Below are 14530 nucleotides of genomic sequence, written 5' to 3' on the forward strand. Positions count from 1 at the left end.
CTGCCATCACATGAACAAATTAAAATTTATAGCAGGGGCTTTTGCTGTAAGCGCATTACTGTTATCAAGCCTTAAATCAAACGCACAAACAACAGAGGCCGGTAAATTTCAGTTTGCTATAGGCCCTAACATCAGCATCCCGACAGGCGATGTAAAACCGTTTTCCGGCTTTTCGCTTGGTGGTACAGGCCGTTTACAATATGGTGTCACCAACAACTTTGCGGTAACACTGTCTACCGGTGGCGACCACTTTTTTGCCAAGAAAGTTCCGGGTACAGACAGAAGATACAGCAGCTACGGACTTATCCCTGTTAAGGCTGGTGTGAAATTTTTTGTTGTGCCTAATGTGTACATAGCCGGTGAGGCTGGTGCAGGATGGGAAGTTCTGGAAAAAGGTTTTTTCTCTAACGGTCAGCGGAAATTTGTGGTTGAGCCGGCTGTTGGCTATGCTACCCGCCGTTGGGATGTAAGCTTACGATACGAGAGCGCTACCGGAGAGCACTATAACTACGGTTTATTTGGCTTGAGACTGGGATATGCCATATTTTAAGCCGCATTGTTTTTAGAGAATCGTGTACAAAAAGAACAGTCTCAAACTTCAAATGGCTAAATAGCATTACCATTGTTTTGAGACTGTTCTTTTTTACATGATTCTGTTATGCGGAATCATGTTTATACAACTGCCAGCAACGTGTACCTGTTGAGGCTCAAATAATCCCTGCTTTTTCTAACTCGGCAGCCATTTGCTGTTGCAGTTTTAACGCTTCGGCGCGTGCTGATTCGGCAAAATCTTCACCGCTTGATGCATAAATAATTGATCTTGAAGAATTAATAAGCAGTCCGCAATCTTTAGTCATACCATAACGGCAAACATCTTCAAGGCTCCCCCCCTGGGCACCAACTCCGGGTACCAGTAAAAAGTTATCAGGGGCATGTTTACGTATGGTTGTAAACTCCTCTCCTTTAGTTGCGCCTACTACAAACATCATGCGGTCTGCACCGGCCCAGGTATTGGCTTTCTGAATAACGGTTTCGTATAAATGACCGTCGCCTGTATTTAGATATTGGAAGTCCTTGCTGCCCGTTGATGAGGTAAGCGCAAGCAGGATCACCCATTTACCCTCATATTTTAGATACGGTGTTACGCTGTCATTCCCCATATAGGGTGTAATGGTAATCGCGTCAAAGCTCATTCCGCTGGCTTCCTCGTTAAAAAAAGCCTGTGCATATTGGTCGCTGGTATTGCCAATATCACCTCTTTTAGCATCTATAATGCTCAGGCAATCTTTAGGCAGGTACTGGTAAGTGCCGATCAAGCTTTGTAAACCTTTTAAACCGCGGCTCTCATAAAAGGCAGCATTAGGCTTGTAAGCAACGCACAAATCTTTAGTGGCATCAATAATGCGTTTGTTAAATTCCAATACAGGATCAGCATAATTCAATAAAAAAGAAGGTATTTTGCTGATATCGGTATCAAGGCCTACACACAAGAATGATTGTTTTTGACGTATTTGCTGAATGAGCTGTTGACGGGAAAGCATTTTTTATTTTTTTTCGAAGCCAAAAAAACTAAAAATAACCCGAAGTGTTATCCGAATGTATATATTTTTCAAAAATTTTGATTTTATATATATATTAATTACAATTGCATCGTTTTCCTGACAAAAGTTTTCTTGTATCTGAGAAACGATAAAATTACCCGGTACAGATTTACAAATTAACTTGACTTAGCATTTCGCTGAGTAAAAATTGTGGGCAAACTTCTTAACAATATTATCCCTTTTGAATTATAATTCCTCTCATGTCTGAAACATTAGAATTGAATGACAAGCTCGTATCCGAGTTGCGCCTGATGGCAAAAAGTATGGGTATCGCAGAAGCTGATGAGTTGCGCAAACCTCAATTAATCACCCGAATCAGCGAGCAACAACAGCTTATTGAAGCTGCCCGCGTACAACAAAGTTTACTTGAAAATAACTATAAGCCTATAAATGCCCCTGAAGAAGCTGCCGATGGTGATGATAAGCCACGCAGTAAAAGAGCACGTTCTGTAAAAGCTAAAAAAGATGAACAGCCGGAAAACACTAAGCCTTCTGCAAGTTTATTTGACGGCTCATCAGAACAACCTAACCGTCCTGAAAGCGAAGAAGCTAACAGCGCTACTTTAGCCGACGAACCGGTTAATGAAAAAACTGACACTGTTGCTGCTCCTACAGCTCCAGAAGCCCGCCCGCAACGTTTTGAGCGCGAGCGTCGTCAGCCTAATAATAACAACAACAATAATAACCAAAACGGCCAGCAAAAAAACCAGGAGGCTATTAATCTTGATTTTGACAACGTAATTGTTAACGAAGGTGTACTTGAAATTATGCCTGATGGCTATGGTTTCCTGCGTTCTTCTGATTATAACTACCTTACATCTCCTGATGATATTTACGTATCACAGTCGCAAATCAAATTATTTGGTTTAAAGACCGGCGATACCGTTCGTGGAAGTATCCGCCCGCCAAAAGAAGGCGAAAAGTATTTCCCGCTGGTACGTGTAGAAGCCATTAACGGCCGTATACCTGCCGAAGTGCGCGACCGTGTGCCTTTTGACCACTTAACGCCGCTTTTCCCGCAGCAAAGGTTAAACCTGTTCACTGATCCGGGCAATTATTCAACCCGCATTATGGACCTTTTTGCCCCTATCGGTAAAGGCCAGCGTGGTTTAATTGTGGCACAGCCAAAAACCGGTAAAACCATGTTATTGAAGGATGTAGCCAATGCTATTGCTAAAAACCACCCTGAGGTTTACCTGATCATCCTGCTGATTGACGAACGCCCTGAAGAGGTTACCGATATGGCCCGCAGCGTACGTGCCGAGGTTATTTCATCAACTTTTGATGAGCCAGCCGAACGCCATGTTAAAATTGCCAACATCGTACTTGAAAAAGCAAAACGCATGGTGGAGTGCGGACACGATGTTGTTATCCTGCTTGACTCGATCACCCGTTTAGCCCGTGCTTATAATACCGTAGCCCCTGCTTCTGGTAAAATATTATCCGGTGGTGTGGATGCAAACGCATTGCACAAACCTAAACGCTTCTTTGGTGCAGCACGTAACATCGAAGATGGCGGTTCATTAACCATTATAGCTACAGCACTTACTGAAACCGGCTCTAAAATGGACGAGGTTATCTTTGAAGAATTTAAAGGTACCGGCAACATGGAGCTTCAGCTCGATCGTAAGCTTTCTAATAAACGTATCTTCCCTGCTATTGACCTTACTGCGTCAAGCACACGCCGCGATGATTTGCTGCATGACCGTGATACCATACAGCGTATCTGGATCTTACGTAACCACCTTGCCGATATGAACTCGCAGGAGTCAATGGAATTTTTACAGGCACAGATAAAAGGAACAAAAACCAACGAAGAGTTTTTGATCTCCATGAATTCATAATATATTTAAAGGTATACTGTGAGGTTAAGTGTTTTAAAACATTTAACTTCACAGAACCTTAATATAAGGTTGCTATATTTACAGCCGGACATGAAGAAAAGAGTGAAGAAACACCTGCCTAATGCTATTACATGTGCTAATTTGTTCAGCGGTTGTATTGGTATTGTTTTCGCTTTTAATAATAACCTCATCTTTGCTGCCTACTGCATCTTCCTGGCAGCCATCTTTGACTTTTTCGACGGACTGGCCTCAAGGGTACTGCAATCATTTTCGGGTATAGGTAAAGATCTTGACTCACTGGCCGATATGGTAAGTTTCGGCGTATTACCTGCCGTAATTTTATATCAGCTGTTCCTGCAATCACCGCAGATTGACCATATTAGTCCCTATTTAAACTTTATAGCTTTCCTGCTGCCGGTGTTTTCAGCTTTAAGGCTTGCCAAGTTCAACGTGGACATACGCCAGGCAGAAAATTTTATAGGTCTGCCTACCCCGGCCAACGCTATACTGATCGCTTCTTTCCCGTTGATTTTACGCGAACAGAATGCTTTTTACAACGACTACATCCTCAACCCATACTTTTTATCGTGCTTTGTGCTCATTATGTGCGCATTACTGGTAGCCGAAATGCCGCTGATGTCGCTTAAATTTAAAAACCGCGACTTTAATAAAAATATCTATCGTTATTTACTGCTTCTGTTCTCGGCAATCTTGATCTTATTTTTTAAATTTGCCGCTGTTCCGGTAGTTATACTTATGTATATTACCTTATCAGTAATTCAATTTAAAATAGCGAAATGACAAAGTTTAAGGCCGAAATAGACGTAATGCCTAAAAAAGAAATTCTTGACCCACAAGGCAAAGCAGTTTCAGGAAGTATGAAAAATCTGGGCTTGTCTGAAATTGACAACGTACGTATAGGCAAGCACATTTCGCTGGAAATTGAGGCCGAAAACGCAGAGACCGCACACCAAAAGGTTGAACAAGCCTGCAAAAGCCTTTTAGCTAACCTGATTATGGAAAGCTACAGCATAGAAATAAGCGCGGTTTAAAGCTGCGCTTCTGCCTCTGCTTTTACCTGCAATAATTTTCTCAGATTTCCTGTAAGTACAGTTCTAACGGCATTGAATTTGTCCGTGATCAGGTCGATATCCGGGGCGCCTGTTTTTGCAAGGTGCTCTATCTCCTGCATGGTCGATTGGCTTTCGAGCATGCCGAAGAACCCAAGATTAGGTTTTAGCTTATGCGCAGATGTTGCCGCAACTGGCCAATCTTTTGCACTGATAGCCGTTCCTATTATATGTAGCAACTCGGGGGTTTGCTGCATAAACATATCTATCGACTCTACAATGAATTCATTGCTTCCATCCGCAATTTCATATAAAAAAGACAGATTAAGGTCCTGGTTATCAGACATAAATTTAATGTTATGATTTATACCAAAGTTATAATTTTTTAACAATTAAGCTATCTTTCAAATCTTTTTTTAGCTGTGTAATATTTTTCTTAAAAACAGGATGAATCAGCTCTGCTGCTATTTCTTCAAGCGGTTCAAGCGTAAAGCGTCGCTCATGTAAACGCGGATGTGGCACTGTTAAATCAGCATCATCAATCACAAGGTTTCCATAAAATAAAATATCAATATCTATTGTACGCGAGCCCCATTTTTCGTTACGCAAACGGCCCAGACGCTGCTCAATATTTAAAAGCATGGCCAGCAAGTTGTGCGCCTTCATATCAGTAGCTATTTCTACAACCTGGTTAAGGTAATCAGGTTCGCCCTCTTTGCCCCAGGCTTGCGTTTCATATAATGATGATGTTTTTAATACGGCGGCAAATTCACCTATTTGTTCAACGGCTTTTTTAATAAACTCCTCACGGTTGCCGAGGTTACTTCCCAGCAACAAAAAAACATTAATCATGTTGTAACAAATATTATATGTGGTACTCTTACCTTTACTTAGGTAATTACTAAGTTTGCATAGATAAAAAAAGATTTATAATAGTTAATGAAACAATTTTTCAAATTTGTACTGGCCACTATAGTCGGGCTTGTAATAACAACAGTTTTACTGTTATTTGTGATTATAGGCTTTGTTTCTTCGGCAAGCAGCGATAAAGAAGTGAGCGTTGAGCCAAATTCAATTTTAACTATCTCTTTAGATCATCCTATTGCAGAACGTACCCCTAACAACCCGCTTGCAGGATTAGGATTTTTAGGATTTGATTCAGACAAGGCTATCGGCCTTAATGATATTCTGGCTAACATTAAAAAAGCAAAAACCGACGATAATATCAAAGGTATCTTCCTGACAGAAAGTTACATGCTTAACGGGCAGGCTACTACCGAAGAAATACGCAAAGCACTGATCGACTTCAAAAAGTCGGGTAAGTTTGTAGTTGCTTACGCCGAGATCTATACCCAAAGCTTTTATTATCTGGCTTCGGTTGCTGATAAAGTTTACTTAAATCCTAAAGGTATTTTTGATTTTAGCGGGTTCAGTTCGCAGATCACCTTTTTTAAGGGAACGCTTGATAAACTTGGTATAGAAGCACAAGTTATTAAAGTGGGGACTTATAAAAGTGCTGTCGAGCCGTTTGTATTAAACAAAATGAGCGATGCCAACCGCGAACAGGTGAACGCTTATCTTGGTTCTTTATATGATTACTTCCTGAATAATATCGCATCAAGCCGCCATTTAAATGCAGATACCTTGCGTAATGTGGCCAACAACATGCGCATACAGTTTGCCGAAGATGCTTTGAAATACAAACTGGTTGATGGCTTAAAATATAAGGACGAAATACTGGACGACTTGAAAGACCGCTCTGGTATCAGCCATAAAAAAGATCTTAACAGCGTAAACATCGGCGACTATACCAACAGCAAGTCTGACAAAGACAGTGACTCAGGCTCGTCAGACCGTAAAATTGCTATCATCTACGCTTCAGGCGAAATAAGCGGAGGCGATGGTGACGATAATACAATAGGATCAGATAAAATATCTGCCGCACTTCGTAAGGTAAGGCTTGATAACAAGGTAAAGGCAGTAGTGCTGCGGGTTAATTCTCCGGGTGGCAGCTCATTGGCTTCAGCCGTAATCTGGCGCGAAGTACAGTTGATACATAAAGTAAAACCGATCATCGTATCTATGGGCGACTATGCCGCATCGGGTGGTTATTATATCTCTTGCGCTGCAGATTCTATCATTGCCGAACCGAATACCATTACAGGGTCTATCGGCATCTTCTCTATCCTGCCTAACATGCAAAAGTTTTTTAACGATAAGGTAGGCGTTACTTTTGATGGTGTAAAGACAGGTAAGTTTGCCGATCTGGGCGATATCAGCCGCCCGCTTACTCCCGAAGAACACATGATACTGCAAACACAGGTTAATCGTGGGTACGATGAGTTTACAAAAGCCGTTGCCGATGGCCGCCATAAAACGCAAGCCTACATCAACAGTATTGGACAGGGCCGTGTATGGACTGGCAGCCAAGCCTTAAAATTAGGACTGGTTGACCGCTTAGGTAATATCAATGACGCCGTTGCCTCAGCAGCCAAAAAGGCCAATGTTAAAGACTACAAATTGGTAACCTACCCTGAACAGAAAAGCATTTTCAATAAATTTAGCGGTAACATCAGCTCCCATATTAAAGCAAAGGTGATAGAATCTGAACTTGGCGAAAATTATACTTTCTACCAGCAGGTAAAATCATTACAACATTTAATGCGTATACCGCAGGCACGTTTACCTTATGATATCGTGATCAAGTAAACCAGGCAAAACAATAAGCCATAAATTAAATTATATTAAAGCCGCTCTATTTGGGTGGCTTTTGTATTTTTACCCGCAAACCCGGTATGGAAAACAAACCTATAGCTCGTACACTAAGGCTGCTTTCGCAATTGATGGAATTGCACGAAGAGAACCCCTTCAAGGTAAAGTCTATGGCTAATGCTGCTTTGAAAATAGACAAACTGCCTTTCCCTATTGCCTCTAAGTCTTTAGCAGAAATGGAAAAGATAGACGGCCTTGGTAAAAGTACCGCTGCCAAGGTTGCCGAGTTGATTGAAACGGGTTTAATAACCGACTTGCAGGATCTGATCGAAGCTACCCCGGTTGGTATTGTTGAAATGCTGGGCATTAAGGGTATAGGACCTAAAAAGATAGGCGTTATCTGGAAAGAACTCGGCATCGAAAATATAGGCGAACTACTTTATGCCTGTAACGAAAACCGCCTGATTGAAGCTAAGGGCTTCGGCTTAAAAACTCAGGAAGAGATCAGGAAGGTGATCGAGTTTAAAATGTCTAATCATGGCAGCTTCCTTTATGCACAAATAGAAGATGAAGCGGACACGCTTTTAGAAGATATTAAAAGCGAATTACCCGGTGCACTGGTAGAATTTGCCGGCCAGTTTCGCCGCCGTTGCGAAATAATCAATGAATTGATCATTGTAATTGGCTCGCGCGATCATACTGCAGCACTTGAAGCCGTAAAAAACTCAAAACTATTAGAAGATATTAAAGTAGAAAATTACTGCGTAACAGGTAAGCTGCCTAATGCCTTACCTGTTAAATTGGTTGTTGTAAGCAAATATTTATTCATTAAAGAACTGTTTATACAAACCGGCGACGATCAACACGTTAAAGCAGTGATTGAACATATAACTGATAGCCTTGAACAGCCGGAGACAGAAGAACTAATTTATGAAAAGGCCGGTTTGCCCTGGATACATCCCGAACTTCGCGAAGGTACAACAGTTGTGGAATCAAAAGTAGTCCCAACACTCATATCCGTTGGCGACCTGAAAGGTGCCTTGCATAACCACAGTACCTGGAGTGATGGTGTAAACACGCTTGAAGAGATGGCGCTTTATTGCAGGGACACCTTAAAGCTCCAGTATTTAGGCATCAGCGACCATAGCCGCAGTGCTTTTTATGCCAAAGGACTAACAGCAGAACGTGTGCTTGAGCAGCATAAAGAAATTGATGAGCTAAATAAAAAGCTCGACGGCTTTCATATATTTAAAGGTATCGAGTCTGACATTTTAAACGATGGTTCTTTAGATTATCCCGATGAGATACTACAAACTTTTGATTTCATAGTAGCTTCTATACACTCCAATTTAAAAATGGATGAACAAAAAGCAACCGCACGTTTGATAAAGGCTATCGAAAATCCTTATACAACCATTTTAGGCCATCCTACAGGCAGGCTATTGCTTAGCCGCAAAGGATATGATATAGATTATAAAAAGGTAATTGATGCCTGCGCTGCCAATAGCGTAATAATTGAGATCAACTCGAACCCTTTACGCCTCGACCTTGATTGGCGCTGGCAGAAATATGCGCTTGACAAATGCGTAATGCTTTCTATCAATCCGGATGCTCACCGTAATGAAGGTTTCAACGACATGAAATATGGTGTGCTTGTTGCTCGAAAAGCAGGCGTTAGCAAAGAACAATGCTTAAATGCAATGGATCTTGAACAAATAACAAGCGTTTTTAAAGCTAAAAAAGAAAAAGCTGTTTAATATTGTTTAAACGGTTCGACTATAAACCATGCTGACAGATAAAGTAAAATCTATACTAAAAACAGAAAAACAACCTAATATATTGGTTATTGGCGACTTAATGGTTGACCATTATGTTTGGGGAAGCGCTACCCGCCTTTCCCCTGAAGCGCCCGTACCGGTAGTGAACGTACAAAAAGAATCAACTACAGCAGGCGGCGCGGCCAATGCGGCGCAAAACCTGGTGGCTTTAGGTGCAAAAGTAACCGTAGCCGGAGTTATCGGTAATGACATACAGGGTGAGCAGCTTTTAAGCATACTCGAACAAGAAGGCATGGATACCCGCGGTATTGTGAAAGATGCAACCCGCCCCACTACTGTAAAAACAAGGGTATTAGCAGGCAATCACCAGTTGGTACGTGTAGACCGTGAGATTACCACCCCAGTTAACACCGAACTGGAAGAACAAATGATCTCATCGCTTGAAAAATGCATCAGCAATGTCGATATCGTTTTGTTTTCTGACTATAATAAAGGCCTGTTCGCCCCACATCTTACACAAAAGCTGATAAAGCTGGCCAATGACCACGGAAAAAGGATTATCGTTGACCCTAAAGGCCTCAACTATTCTAAATATAATGGTGTTTATATTATTAAGCCAAACCGTAAGGAATTAGCAGAAGCATCAAAATCAGAGAAGATCAGTAACATGGACGATTTACAGCGGGCATCAAAAATTATTTTTGATGAAACCAATGCAGATTATCTCATCGTTACACTATCTGAAGAAGGGATGGCCATTTTAAGCCCTATCACCTACAAACTGCTTCCAGTTAAAGCAACAGAAGTATTTGATGTAACCGGTGCAGGCGATACTGTACTGGCAACTATCGCATACTTCATAGCTCAAGGTCTTGAAATTGATGAAGCCTGCGAATTGGCTAACCATGCCGCAGCTATCGTAATTCGCCGGGTGGGTAGTGCTACTACCACTGTTGAAGAGATCTTAGAGGATATGGCCAAACGCATACAATAATGAAAAACATTGAAACTGCCATTGCTAATAAATTGCTCACTTTGCCCGAAGCCATTGACCGGGTTAAGGCATGGAAAGTAGCAGGCGAAAAGATAGTTTTCACTAACGGTGTGTTCGATCTGGTGCATACCGGTCATATTACTTATCTGGCAAAGGCGGCCGAATGCGGCGACAGACTGATCATCGGACTAAATTCTGATGCATCGGTTAAAAGATTAAAAGGCCCCGAGCGCCCCGTGAACGATCAGGGCAGCAGGACACTGCTATTGGCTGCTATGCTTTTTGTTGATCTGGTGGTAGTTTTCGAAGAAGATACCCCGGCAAACCTGATCAATAATCTGATGCCTGATGTTTTAATTAAAGGCGGAGATTACACTATCGACAATATTGTTGGCGCCAAAGAAGTGATGGCTAATGGCGGTGAAGTAAAAACCATTAATTTTGTAGATGGGTATTCTTCAACATCCATCATCAACAAGATCAGAAAACAAGGTTCCTGAATGAAGATACTGGTAATCAGGTTTAGCTCAATGGGCGATATTATTTACACCACGCCTGTGGTGCGTTGTCTCAAAAAGCAGTTACCCGATGCCGAAATTCATTTTCTTACAAAACCTGCTTTCAGATATATCTATGATGCCAATCCTTACCTGGATAAACTGTTGCTTTTAAAAGATAAGCTTGGCGATACTATTGCTGAAATCAAAAAAGAAAAATACGATTACATCATTGATCTGCACAGCAACCTGCGTACCGCCATTATCAAATTACGCACGGGGGTTCAGTCGTCAACCTATAAAAAGCAGCGCATTAAAAAATGGCTAAGTTTAAAGTTTAACTTAAAGTTAGTACCTCTAACACATTTGGTAGACAGGTATTTAGAAACAGTTAAATTCTTAAATGTAACCAACGATAGCCAGTCGATAGATTATTATATCAAGGGTAGTTATCAGCTTTCTGACCTGCTACCAGAAACTCATCAAAATGGTTATGTGGCTTTTGTGATCGGCGCTACCCATTTCACCAAACGCATGCCTAATGACAAGATCATCAGCATTTGCAGGCAAATAAATTATCCTGTTGTACTGCTCGGCGGCGAAGACGTAAAAGCTAATGGGGAAGTGATAACTCAGGCGCTTGGTAATAAGGTCTACAATGCTTGTGGTATTACCTCGCTTGATCAATCGGTGTATCTGGTGGCTAACGCCATCAGCATAATTGGATTCGACACAGGACTTACGCATATTGCCGAAGCATTTAATAAGCCAATTGTATCTGTTTGGGGTGGTACCGTACCAGAATTATTGGGAGTGCAGCCATACCATGTTGAAAAAGTGCTGGTGGCAGGTATAGATCTGCCATGCAGGCCTTGTTCAAAATTTGGATTAGGCCACTGCCCGCTTGGCCATTTTAAATGTATGAATGATATGCCCGAAGAACCGATCATTAATTTTGCCAATAACACGATATCTTCATAAGTTTAGGTAATGAAACACATATTCTTTTTACTGTTAACGTTTCTTACTGTTAATGCCTACGCCCAAAAGTTTGGCTATTCTTTTAAAATAGGCGGTGGCATAGCATCACAAACTACTAATAACAAAGATGTTATAAACACTAACTCAATCAGAACTTTTAATATAGGCGGTATTGTCAAATACTATCTCCCGCGTAACTGGATGCTGCAGGGCAGTATCAACTGGTCAAACAAAGGAGGCGAAGTTGTAGAAGATGCAATAACCACCACTACCCATATCAGCTATTTAGATATACCCGTTAATATTGCAAAAAAGTTTAAACTAACAGGGCTTGGCATTTTATATGCGGGTGCTGGCGGTTATTATGCCAACGCTTTAAAGGGGCATTATGACTATCAAACGCCCAATAGCACGTCTTCCGAGAAATTAGAATTCGGAAACCAAAATTTTTTGCAACGAACAGACCTTGGCGTAAACTTTACCACAGGTTTAGAGATTGATAATGGCCTGCTTTTCGATTTGAGATATGCATTAGGATTAAAAAACTTAGCCACTCAGCCATTAAAAGATACAGGTACCAGCACTATACATAACCGCTTTTTTTGTGTAAGCATAGGTTATGTTTTTAAATAACATCTATGAAAAAGCTATTGATAATCAGGCATGCTAAAGCAGCACATGAGACCGAAAGCGGCGATTTTGCAAGGCCTTTGAAACACTCGGGTGAAAAAGACGCGAAACACCTGGCCAAAAAGCTGGAAAAGAAAGAAATTGTACCTGATAAAATATACTCAAGTGATGCCTTAAGGGCTAAAACAACTGCCGAAATTATTGCTGACAAACTTGAACTTGCTGCTCCGGAACTGATCCATGACGTTTATGAAGCATCGCAGGAAACCCTTGCCCGCATTGTAAGCAACTTTCCGGATGGTTACAACTTTTTAGCACTTGCAGGGCACAATCCCGGCTTAAGCTACCTGTTGACCTATTTAACAGGACAGTACTGCAATCTTGATACCAGCGGTGCTGCGCTGATTGAGCTTGATATTCACAGCTGGCAAATGGCCGCTTCCGATACAGGCAAGCTTAGCTGGTATTACGAGGCGGAAGATTAATTAAGCGCATAGGTTTTACCAGGCATTGAGCGTATAAAGCCCTGCATTTCAAGATTGAGCAGATTCATGGTAAGCTGGCTTACAGGCATACCTACTTTCAAGGTCAGCTCGTCAATAGCAATACCGGCATCTGACCGTAAAATTTCCATTATTTGCCGCTCTTCGCTGCTTAAATCCATAGCTAATGATAACTGGCTTGGTTTTGCCACTGCTGCATCAGGCTTATCCCAGCCCATTAAATAGGCAACATCTGCCGCACAAGTAAGCAGGCTGGCCTTATGGTTGCGGATCAGAAAATTACAACCTTCAGAAAACTCATCATTTATGCGACCTGGAAACGCAAATACGTCACGATTATAAGAGTTAGCTATTTCTGCTGTAATGAGCGTACCGCTCTTTATATTGGCCTCTATTACAATGGTAGCATCGGCAATACCGGCTACTATCCTATTCCTCGAAGGAAAATTCTCCCTATCTGGTATCACACCTGATGGATATTCAGTTAAAATGCCGCCATTTAGCAGCATCTTCTCTGCTGTACCCTTGTTCACTGCGGGATAGATCTGCTGTAGCCCATGCCCCAACACGCCAACGGTTTGCATATTATGTTTAAGCGCTTCTTTATGTGCAGCCACGTCAATGCCATGTGCTAATCCGCTTACTACCAAAACACCGTACTGGCTTAGTTCCTCTATTAAGTCGCGACAGAGCTGTTTACCGTACTCTGTAGGCTGCCTGGTACCAATTACACTGACTATACGCGGGTGGTTAAGATCCATTTTCCCTTTGGCGTACAGCAATACCGGGGCATCATGGCAAGCTTTAAGGCGTTTAGGATAAGCAGGATCGCTGTAAAACAGCACATCGATGTTATGCTTTTCAATAAATCCGATCTCTTCTTCAGCCCGTTTTAATGCGGCTTCAAAATCAAAAGCTTCTAAACGCTTAGGACCTATCCCAGGTACCCTGTCGAGCCGTTTAGGTACCATAGAGAACACATTTTCGGCACTGCCAGCATAAGCCAGCATAGACTTTGCAAGCACCGGTCCGGCATTTTTAATAAAGCTAAGGGCTATTTTATGGATAAGGGACATAAGGCTTCTAAAATACAGCTATAATTAAAAAAGCCAATGCTATATCGCCTTAATATTTTCAGCTATACAGCGCTTAACCCCTACACTTAAGCGCTAATAACATAGTATTAAGGGCAAATAATCTATTTAACATAATGTTATTTAACCATATTCAAATAACTGTTTTTAGCATTTAAATGAAGTTAATAAGCGATGTTGAAGCCAAAACTACAACAAGCCCTTATAAATCAATCATTTAAATAGAAGTAAACTATAAAAATAGTAGACAAACTATGAAAATAGTAGCATTTTGCACCCTTCGAACTATAACAATAGTAGACGAACTACTAAAATAGTTATGTTAAACTATAGAAATAGTTGGGTATTTTAGGCTATTTTTGCTTAAATGAAAGAGCTAACTAAAGCTGAAGAGCAGGTAATGCAGATCCTCTGGCAGATTAAAGAGGGCATTGTAAAGGATGTATTGGCCCAAATGCCCGATCCTAAGCCTGCATACAACACCGTATCAACGGTTGTAAGAGTAATGGAGACCAAAGGCTTTCTCGGACACAAGGCTTATGGCAATTCGCATGTATACTACCCGCTTATCAGCGAGCCGGAATACAAGAAATTCGCTTATGAAAAGCTGTTGAATGGTTATTTTAAGGGGTCAGTAAAGGAATTGATGGCTTACCTGGTTAAAGACAAGCAGATCAGCCTTAATGATATTGCTGAGCTGGTCGCCTCTCTCCCAGGCAACTCAGTTAAAGAATTTATTGCCTACATGGCACGCGAAAAGAAACTGGATGTTACTGATTTGGCAGAACTGATTTTACTTTCACAGAAAGGAAAGTAATAAAATCAA

The 14530-nt window shown here is 41.4% G+C and carries 16 protein-coding genes; 12 read left to right on the forward strand and 4 right to left on the reverse strand.

The window, feature by feature from the left end; translation table 11 throughout:
* Positions 1–10: 10 nt before the first annotated feature.
* Positions 11–550: an outer membrane beta-barrel protein gene (locus tag PQ461_RS14205; protein ID WP_274206187.1), complete on the forward strand. Its 540-nt coding sequence runs from the start codon at positions 11–13 to the stop codon at positions 548–550.
* Positions 551–707: 157 nt separating this feature from the next.
* Here PQ461_RS14205 and pyrF read toward each other — a convergent pair whose 3' ends face one another.
* A complete protein-coding gene (gene pyrF / locus PQ461_RS14210) occupies positions 708–1541 on the reverse strand; it encodes an orotidine-5'-phosphate decarboxylase (RefSeq protein ID WP_274206188.1) in 834 nt (277 codons plus the stop codon).
* 260 nt (positions 1542–1801) lie between these two features.
* Between pyrF and rho the strand changes: the two genes are divergently transcribed.
* From rho to purS, 3 genes are all read left to right on the forward strand, one after another.
* Positions 1802–3445 carry a transcription termination factor Rho gene (gene rho, locus PQ461_RS14215; protein WP_443192772.1) on the forward strand — a complete coding sequence of 548 codons (1644 nt, stop codon included), beginning with the start codon at positions 1802–1804 and terminating at the stop codon, positions 3443–3445.
* Between the two features lie 90 nt (positions 3446–3535).
* The gene (gene pssA / locus PQ461_RS14220) at positions 3536–4246 is read left to right on the forward strand and encodes a CDP-diacylglycerol--serine O-phosphatidyltransferase (protein ID WP_274206189.1); all 711 of its coding nucleotides are present in this window, start codon (positions 3536–3538) and stop codon (positions 4244–4246) included.
* Positions 4243–4497, forward strand: a complete 255-nt coding sequence (purS, locus tag PQ461_RS14225) for a phosphoribosylformylglycinamidine synthase subunit PurS (RefSeq protein ID WP_274206190.1) — start codon at positions 4243–4245, stop codon at positions 4495–4497. Before pssA ends, purS begins: the two co-directional genes overlap by 4 nt.
* Here the strand turns inward: purS and PQ461_RS14230 are convergent.
* Positions 4494–4862: an Hpt domain-containing protein gene (locus PQ461_RS14230; protein WP_274206191.1), complete on the reverse strand. Its 369-nt coding sequence runs from the start codon at positions 4860–4862 to the stop codon at positions 4494–4496. The genes purS and PQ461_RS14230 overlap by 4 nt on opposite strands.
* Positions 4863–4890: 28 nt before the next feature.
* Positions 4891–5367 carry a 2-amino-4-hydroxy-6-hydroxymethyldihydropteridine diphosphokinase gene (gene folK / locus PQ461_RS14235; RefSeq protein WP_274206192.1) on the reverse strand — a complete coding sequence of 159 codons (477 nt, stop codon included), beginning with the start codon at positions 5365–5367 and terminating at the stop codon, positions 4891–4893.
* 87 nt (positions 5368–5454) lie between these two features.
* Here folK and sppA point away from each other — a divergent pair, with 87 nt between their 5' ends.
* The 7 genes from sppA (at position 5455) to PQ461_RS14270 (ending at position 12592) form a co-directional block, all read left to right on the forward strand.
* Complete coding sequence (sppA, locus tag PQ461_RS14240; protein WP_274206193.1) at positions 5455–7224, forward strand: signal peptide peptidase SppA; 1770 nt, start codon at positions 5455–5457, stop codon at positions 7222–7224.
* Between the two features lie 86 nt (positions 7225–7310).
* Positions 7311–8984 carry a DNA polymerase/3'-5' exonuclease PolX gene (locus PQ461_RS14245; RefSeq protein WP_274206194.1) on the forward strand — a complete coding sequence of 558 codons (1674 nt, stop codon included), beginning with the start codon at positions 7311–7313 and terminating at the stop codon, positions 8982–8984.
* Positions 8985–9012: 28 nt separating this feature from the next.
* Positions 9013–9999: a D-glycero-beta-D-manno-heptose-7-phosphate kinase gene (gene rfaE1, locus PQ461_RS14250; RefSeq protein ID WP_274206195.1), complete on the forward strand. Its 987-nt coding sequence runs from the start codon at positions 9013–9015 to the stop codon at positions 9997–9999.
* Positions 9999–10499: a D-glycero-beta-D-manno-heptose 1-phosphate adenylyltransferase gene (gene rfaE2, locus PQ461_RS14255; protein ID WP_274206196.1), complete on the forward strand. Its 501-nt coding sequence runs from the start codon at positions 9999–10001 to the stop codon at positions 10497–10499. Before rfaE1 ends, rfaE2 begins: the two co-directional genes overlap by 1 nt.
* On the forward strand, positions 10500–11477 hold the full coding sequence (locus PQ461_RS14260; RefSeq protein ID WP_274206197.1) for a glycosyltransferase family 9 protein: 978 nt from the start codon (positions 10500–10502) through the stop codon (positions 11475–11477). It begins immediately after the preceding gene.
* 9 nt (positions 11478–11486) lie between these two features.
* Positions 11487–12110, forward strand: a complete 624-nt coding sequence (locus tag PQ461_RS14265; protein ID WP_274206198.1) for a porin family protein — start codon at positions 11487–11489, stop codon at positions 12108–12110.
* A gap of 5 nt (positions 12111–12115) precedes the next feature.
* Positions 12116–12592 carry a SixA phosphatase family protein gene (locus PQ461_RS14270; protein WP_274206199.1) on the forward strand — a complete coding sequence of 159 codons (477 nt, stop codon included), beginning with the start codon at positions 12116–12118 and terminating at the stop codon, positions 12590–12592.
* On the opposite strand, the gene dprA is transcribed toward PQ461_RS14270, so the two are convergent.
* A complete protein-coding gene (gene dprA, locus PQ461_RS14275) occupies positions 12589–13686 on the reverse strand; it encodes a DNA-processing protein DprA (protein ID WP_274206200.1) in 1098 nt (365 codons plus the stop codon). The genes PQ461_RS14270 and dprA overlap by 4 nt on opposite strands.
* A gap of 385 nt (positions 13687–14071) precedes the next feature.
* Between dprA and PQ461_RS14280 the strand changes: the two genes are divergently transcribed.
* Entirely contained in the window at positions 14072–14521 is a 450-nt protein-coding gene (locus PQ461_RS14280; RefSeq protein WP_337993470.1) for a BlaI/MecI/CopY family transcriptional regulator, read from the forward strand.
* Positions 14522–14530: the final 9 nt, after the last annotated feature.

This window comes from Mucilaginibacter sp. KACC 22063, from assembly GCF_028736115.1.
Lineage (GTDB): Bacteria > Bacteroidota > Bacteroidia > Sphingobacteriales > Sphingobacteriaceae > Mucilaginibacter.

Excerpts from the sequence above, each read along its gene's own strand:
- PQ461_RS14260 (WP_274206197.1), top strand. The coding sequence starts at position 10,500 with ATGAAGATACTGGTAATCAGGTTTAGCTCAATGGGCGATATTATTTAC.
- PQ461_RS14270 (WP_274206199.1), top strand. The coding sequence starts at position 12,116 with ATGAAAAAGCTATTGATAATCAGGCATGCTAAAGCAGCACATGAGACC.
- PQ461_RS14280 (WP_337993470.1), top strand. The coding sequence starts at position 14,072 with ATGAAAGAGCTAACTAAAGCTGAAGAGCAGGTAATGCAGATCCTCTGG.
- dprA (WP_274206200.1), bottom strand. The coding sequence starts at position 13,686 with ATGTCCCTTATCCATAAAATAGCCCTTAGCTTTATTAAAAATGCCGGA.
- PQ461_RS14230 (WP_274206191.1), bottom strand. The coding sequence starts at position 4,862 with ATGTCTGATAACCAGGACCTTAATCTGTCTTTTTTATATGAAATTGCG.
- folK (WP_274206192.1), bottom strand. The coding sequence starts at position 5,367 with ATGATTAATGTTTTTTTGTTGCTGGGAAGTAACCTCGGCAACCGTGAG.
- rho (WP_443192772.1), top strand. The coding sequence starts at position 1,802 with ATGTCTGAAACATTAGAATTGAATGACAAGCTCGTATCCGAGTTGCGC.
- PQ461_RS14245 (WP_274206194.1), top strand. The coding sequence starts at position 7,311 with ATGGAAAACAAACCTATAGCTCGTACACTAAGGCTGCTTTCGCAATTG.
- PQ461_RS14205 (WP_274206187.1), top strand. The coding sequence starts at position 11 with ATGAACAAATTAAAATTTATAGCAGGGGCTTTTGCTGTAAGCGCATTA.
- rfaE2 (WP_274206196.1), top strand. The coding sequence starts at position 9,999 with ATGAAAAACATTGAAACTGCCATTGCTAATAAATTGCTCACTTTGCCC.
- pyrF (WP_274206188.1), bottom strand. The coding sequence starts at position 1,541 with ATGCTTTCCCGTCAACAGCTCATTCAGCAAATACGTCAAAAACAATCA.
- PQ461_RS14265 (WP_274206198.1), top strand. The coding sequence starts at position 11,487 with ATGAAACACATATTCTTTTTACTGTTAACGTTTCTTACTGTTAATGCC.
- sppA (WP_274206193.1), top strand. The coding sequence starts at position 5,455 with ATGAAACAATTTTTCAAATTTGTACTGGCCACTATAGTCGGGCTTGTA.
- rfaE1 (WP_274206195.1), top strand. The coding sequence starts at position 9,013 with ATGCTGACAGATAAAGTAAAATCTATACTAAAAACAGAAAAACAACCT.
- pssA (WP_274206189.1), top strand. The coding sequence starts at position 3,536 with ATGAAGAAAAGAGTGAAGAAACACCTGCCTAATGCTATTACATGTGCT.
- purS (WP_274206190.1), top strand. The coding sequence starts at position 4,243 with ATGACAAAGTTTAAGGCCGAAATAGACGTAATGCCTAAAAAAGAAATT.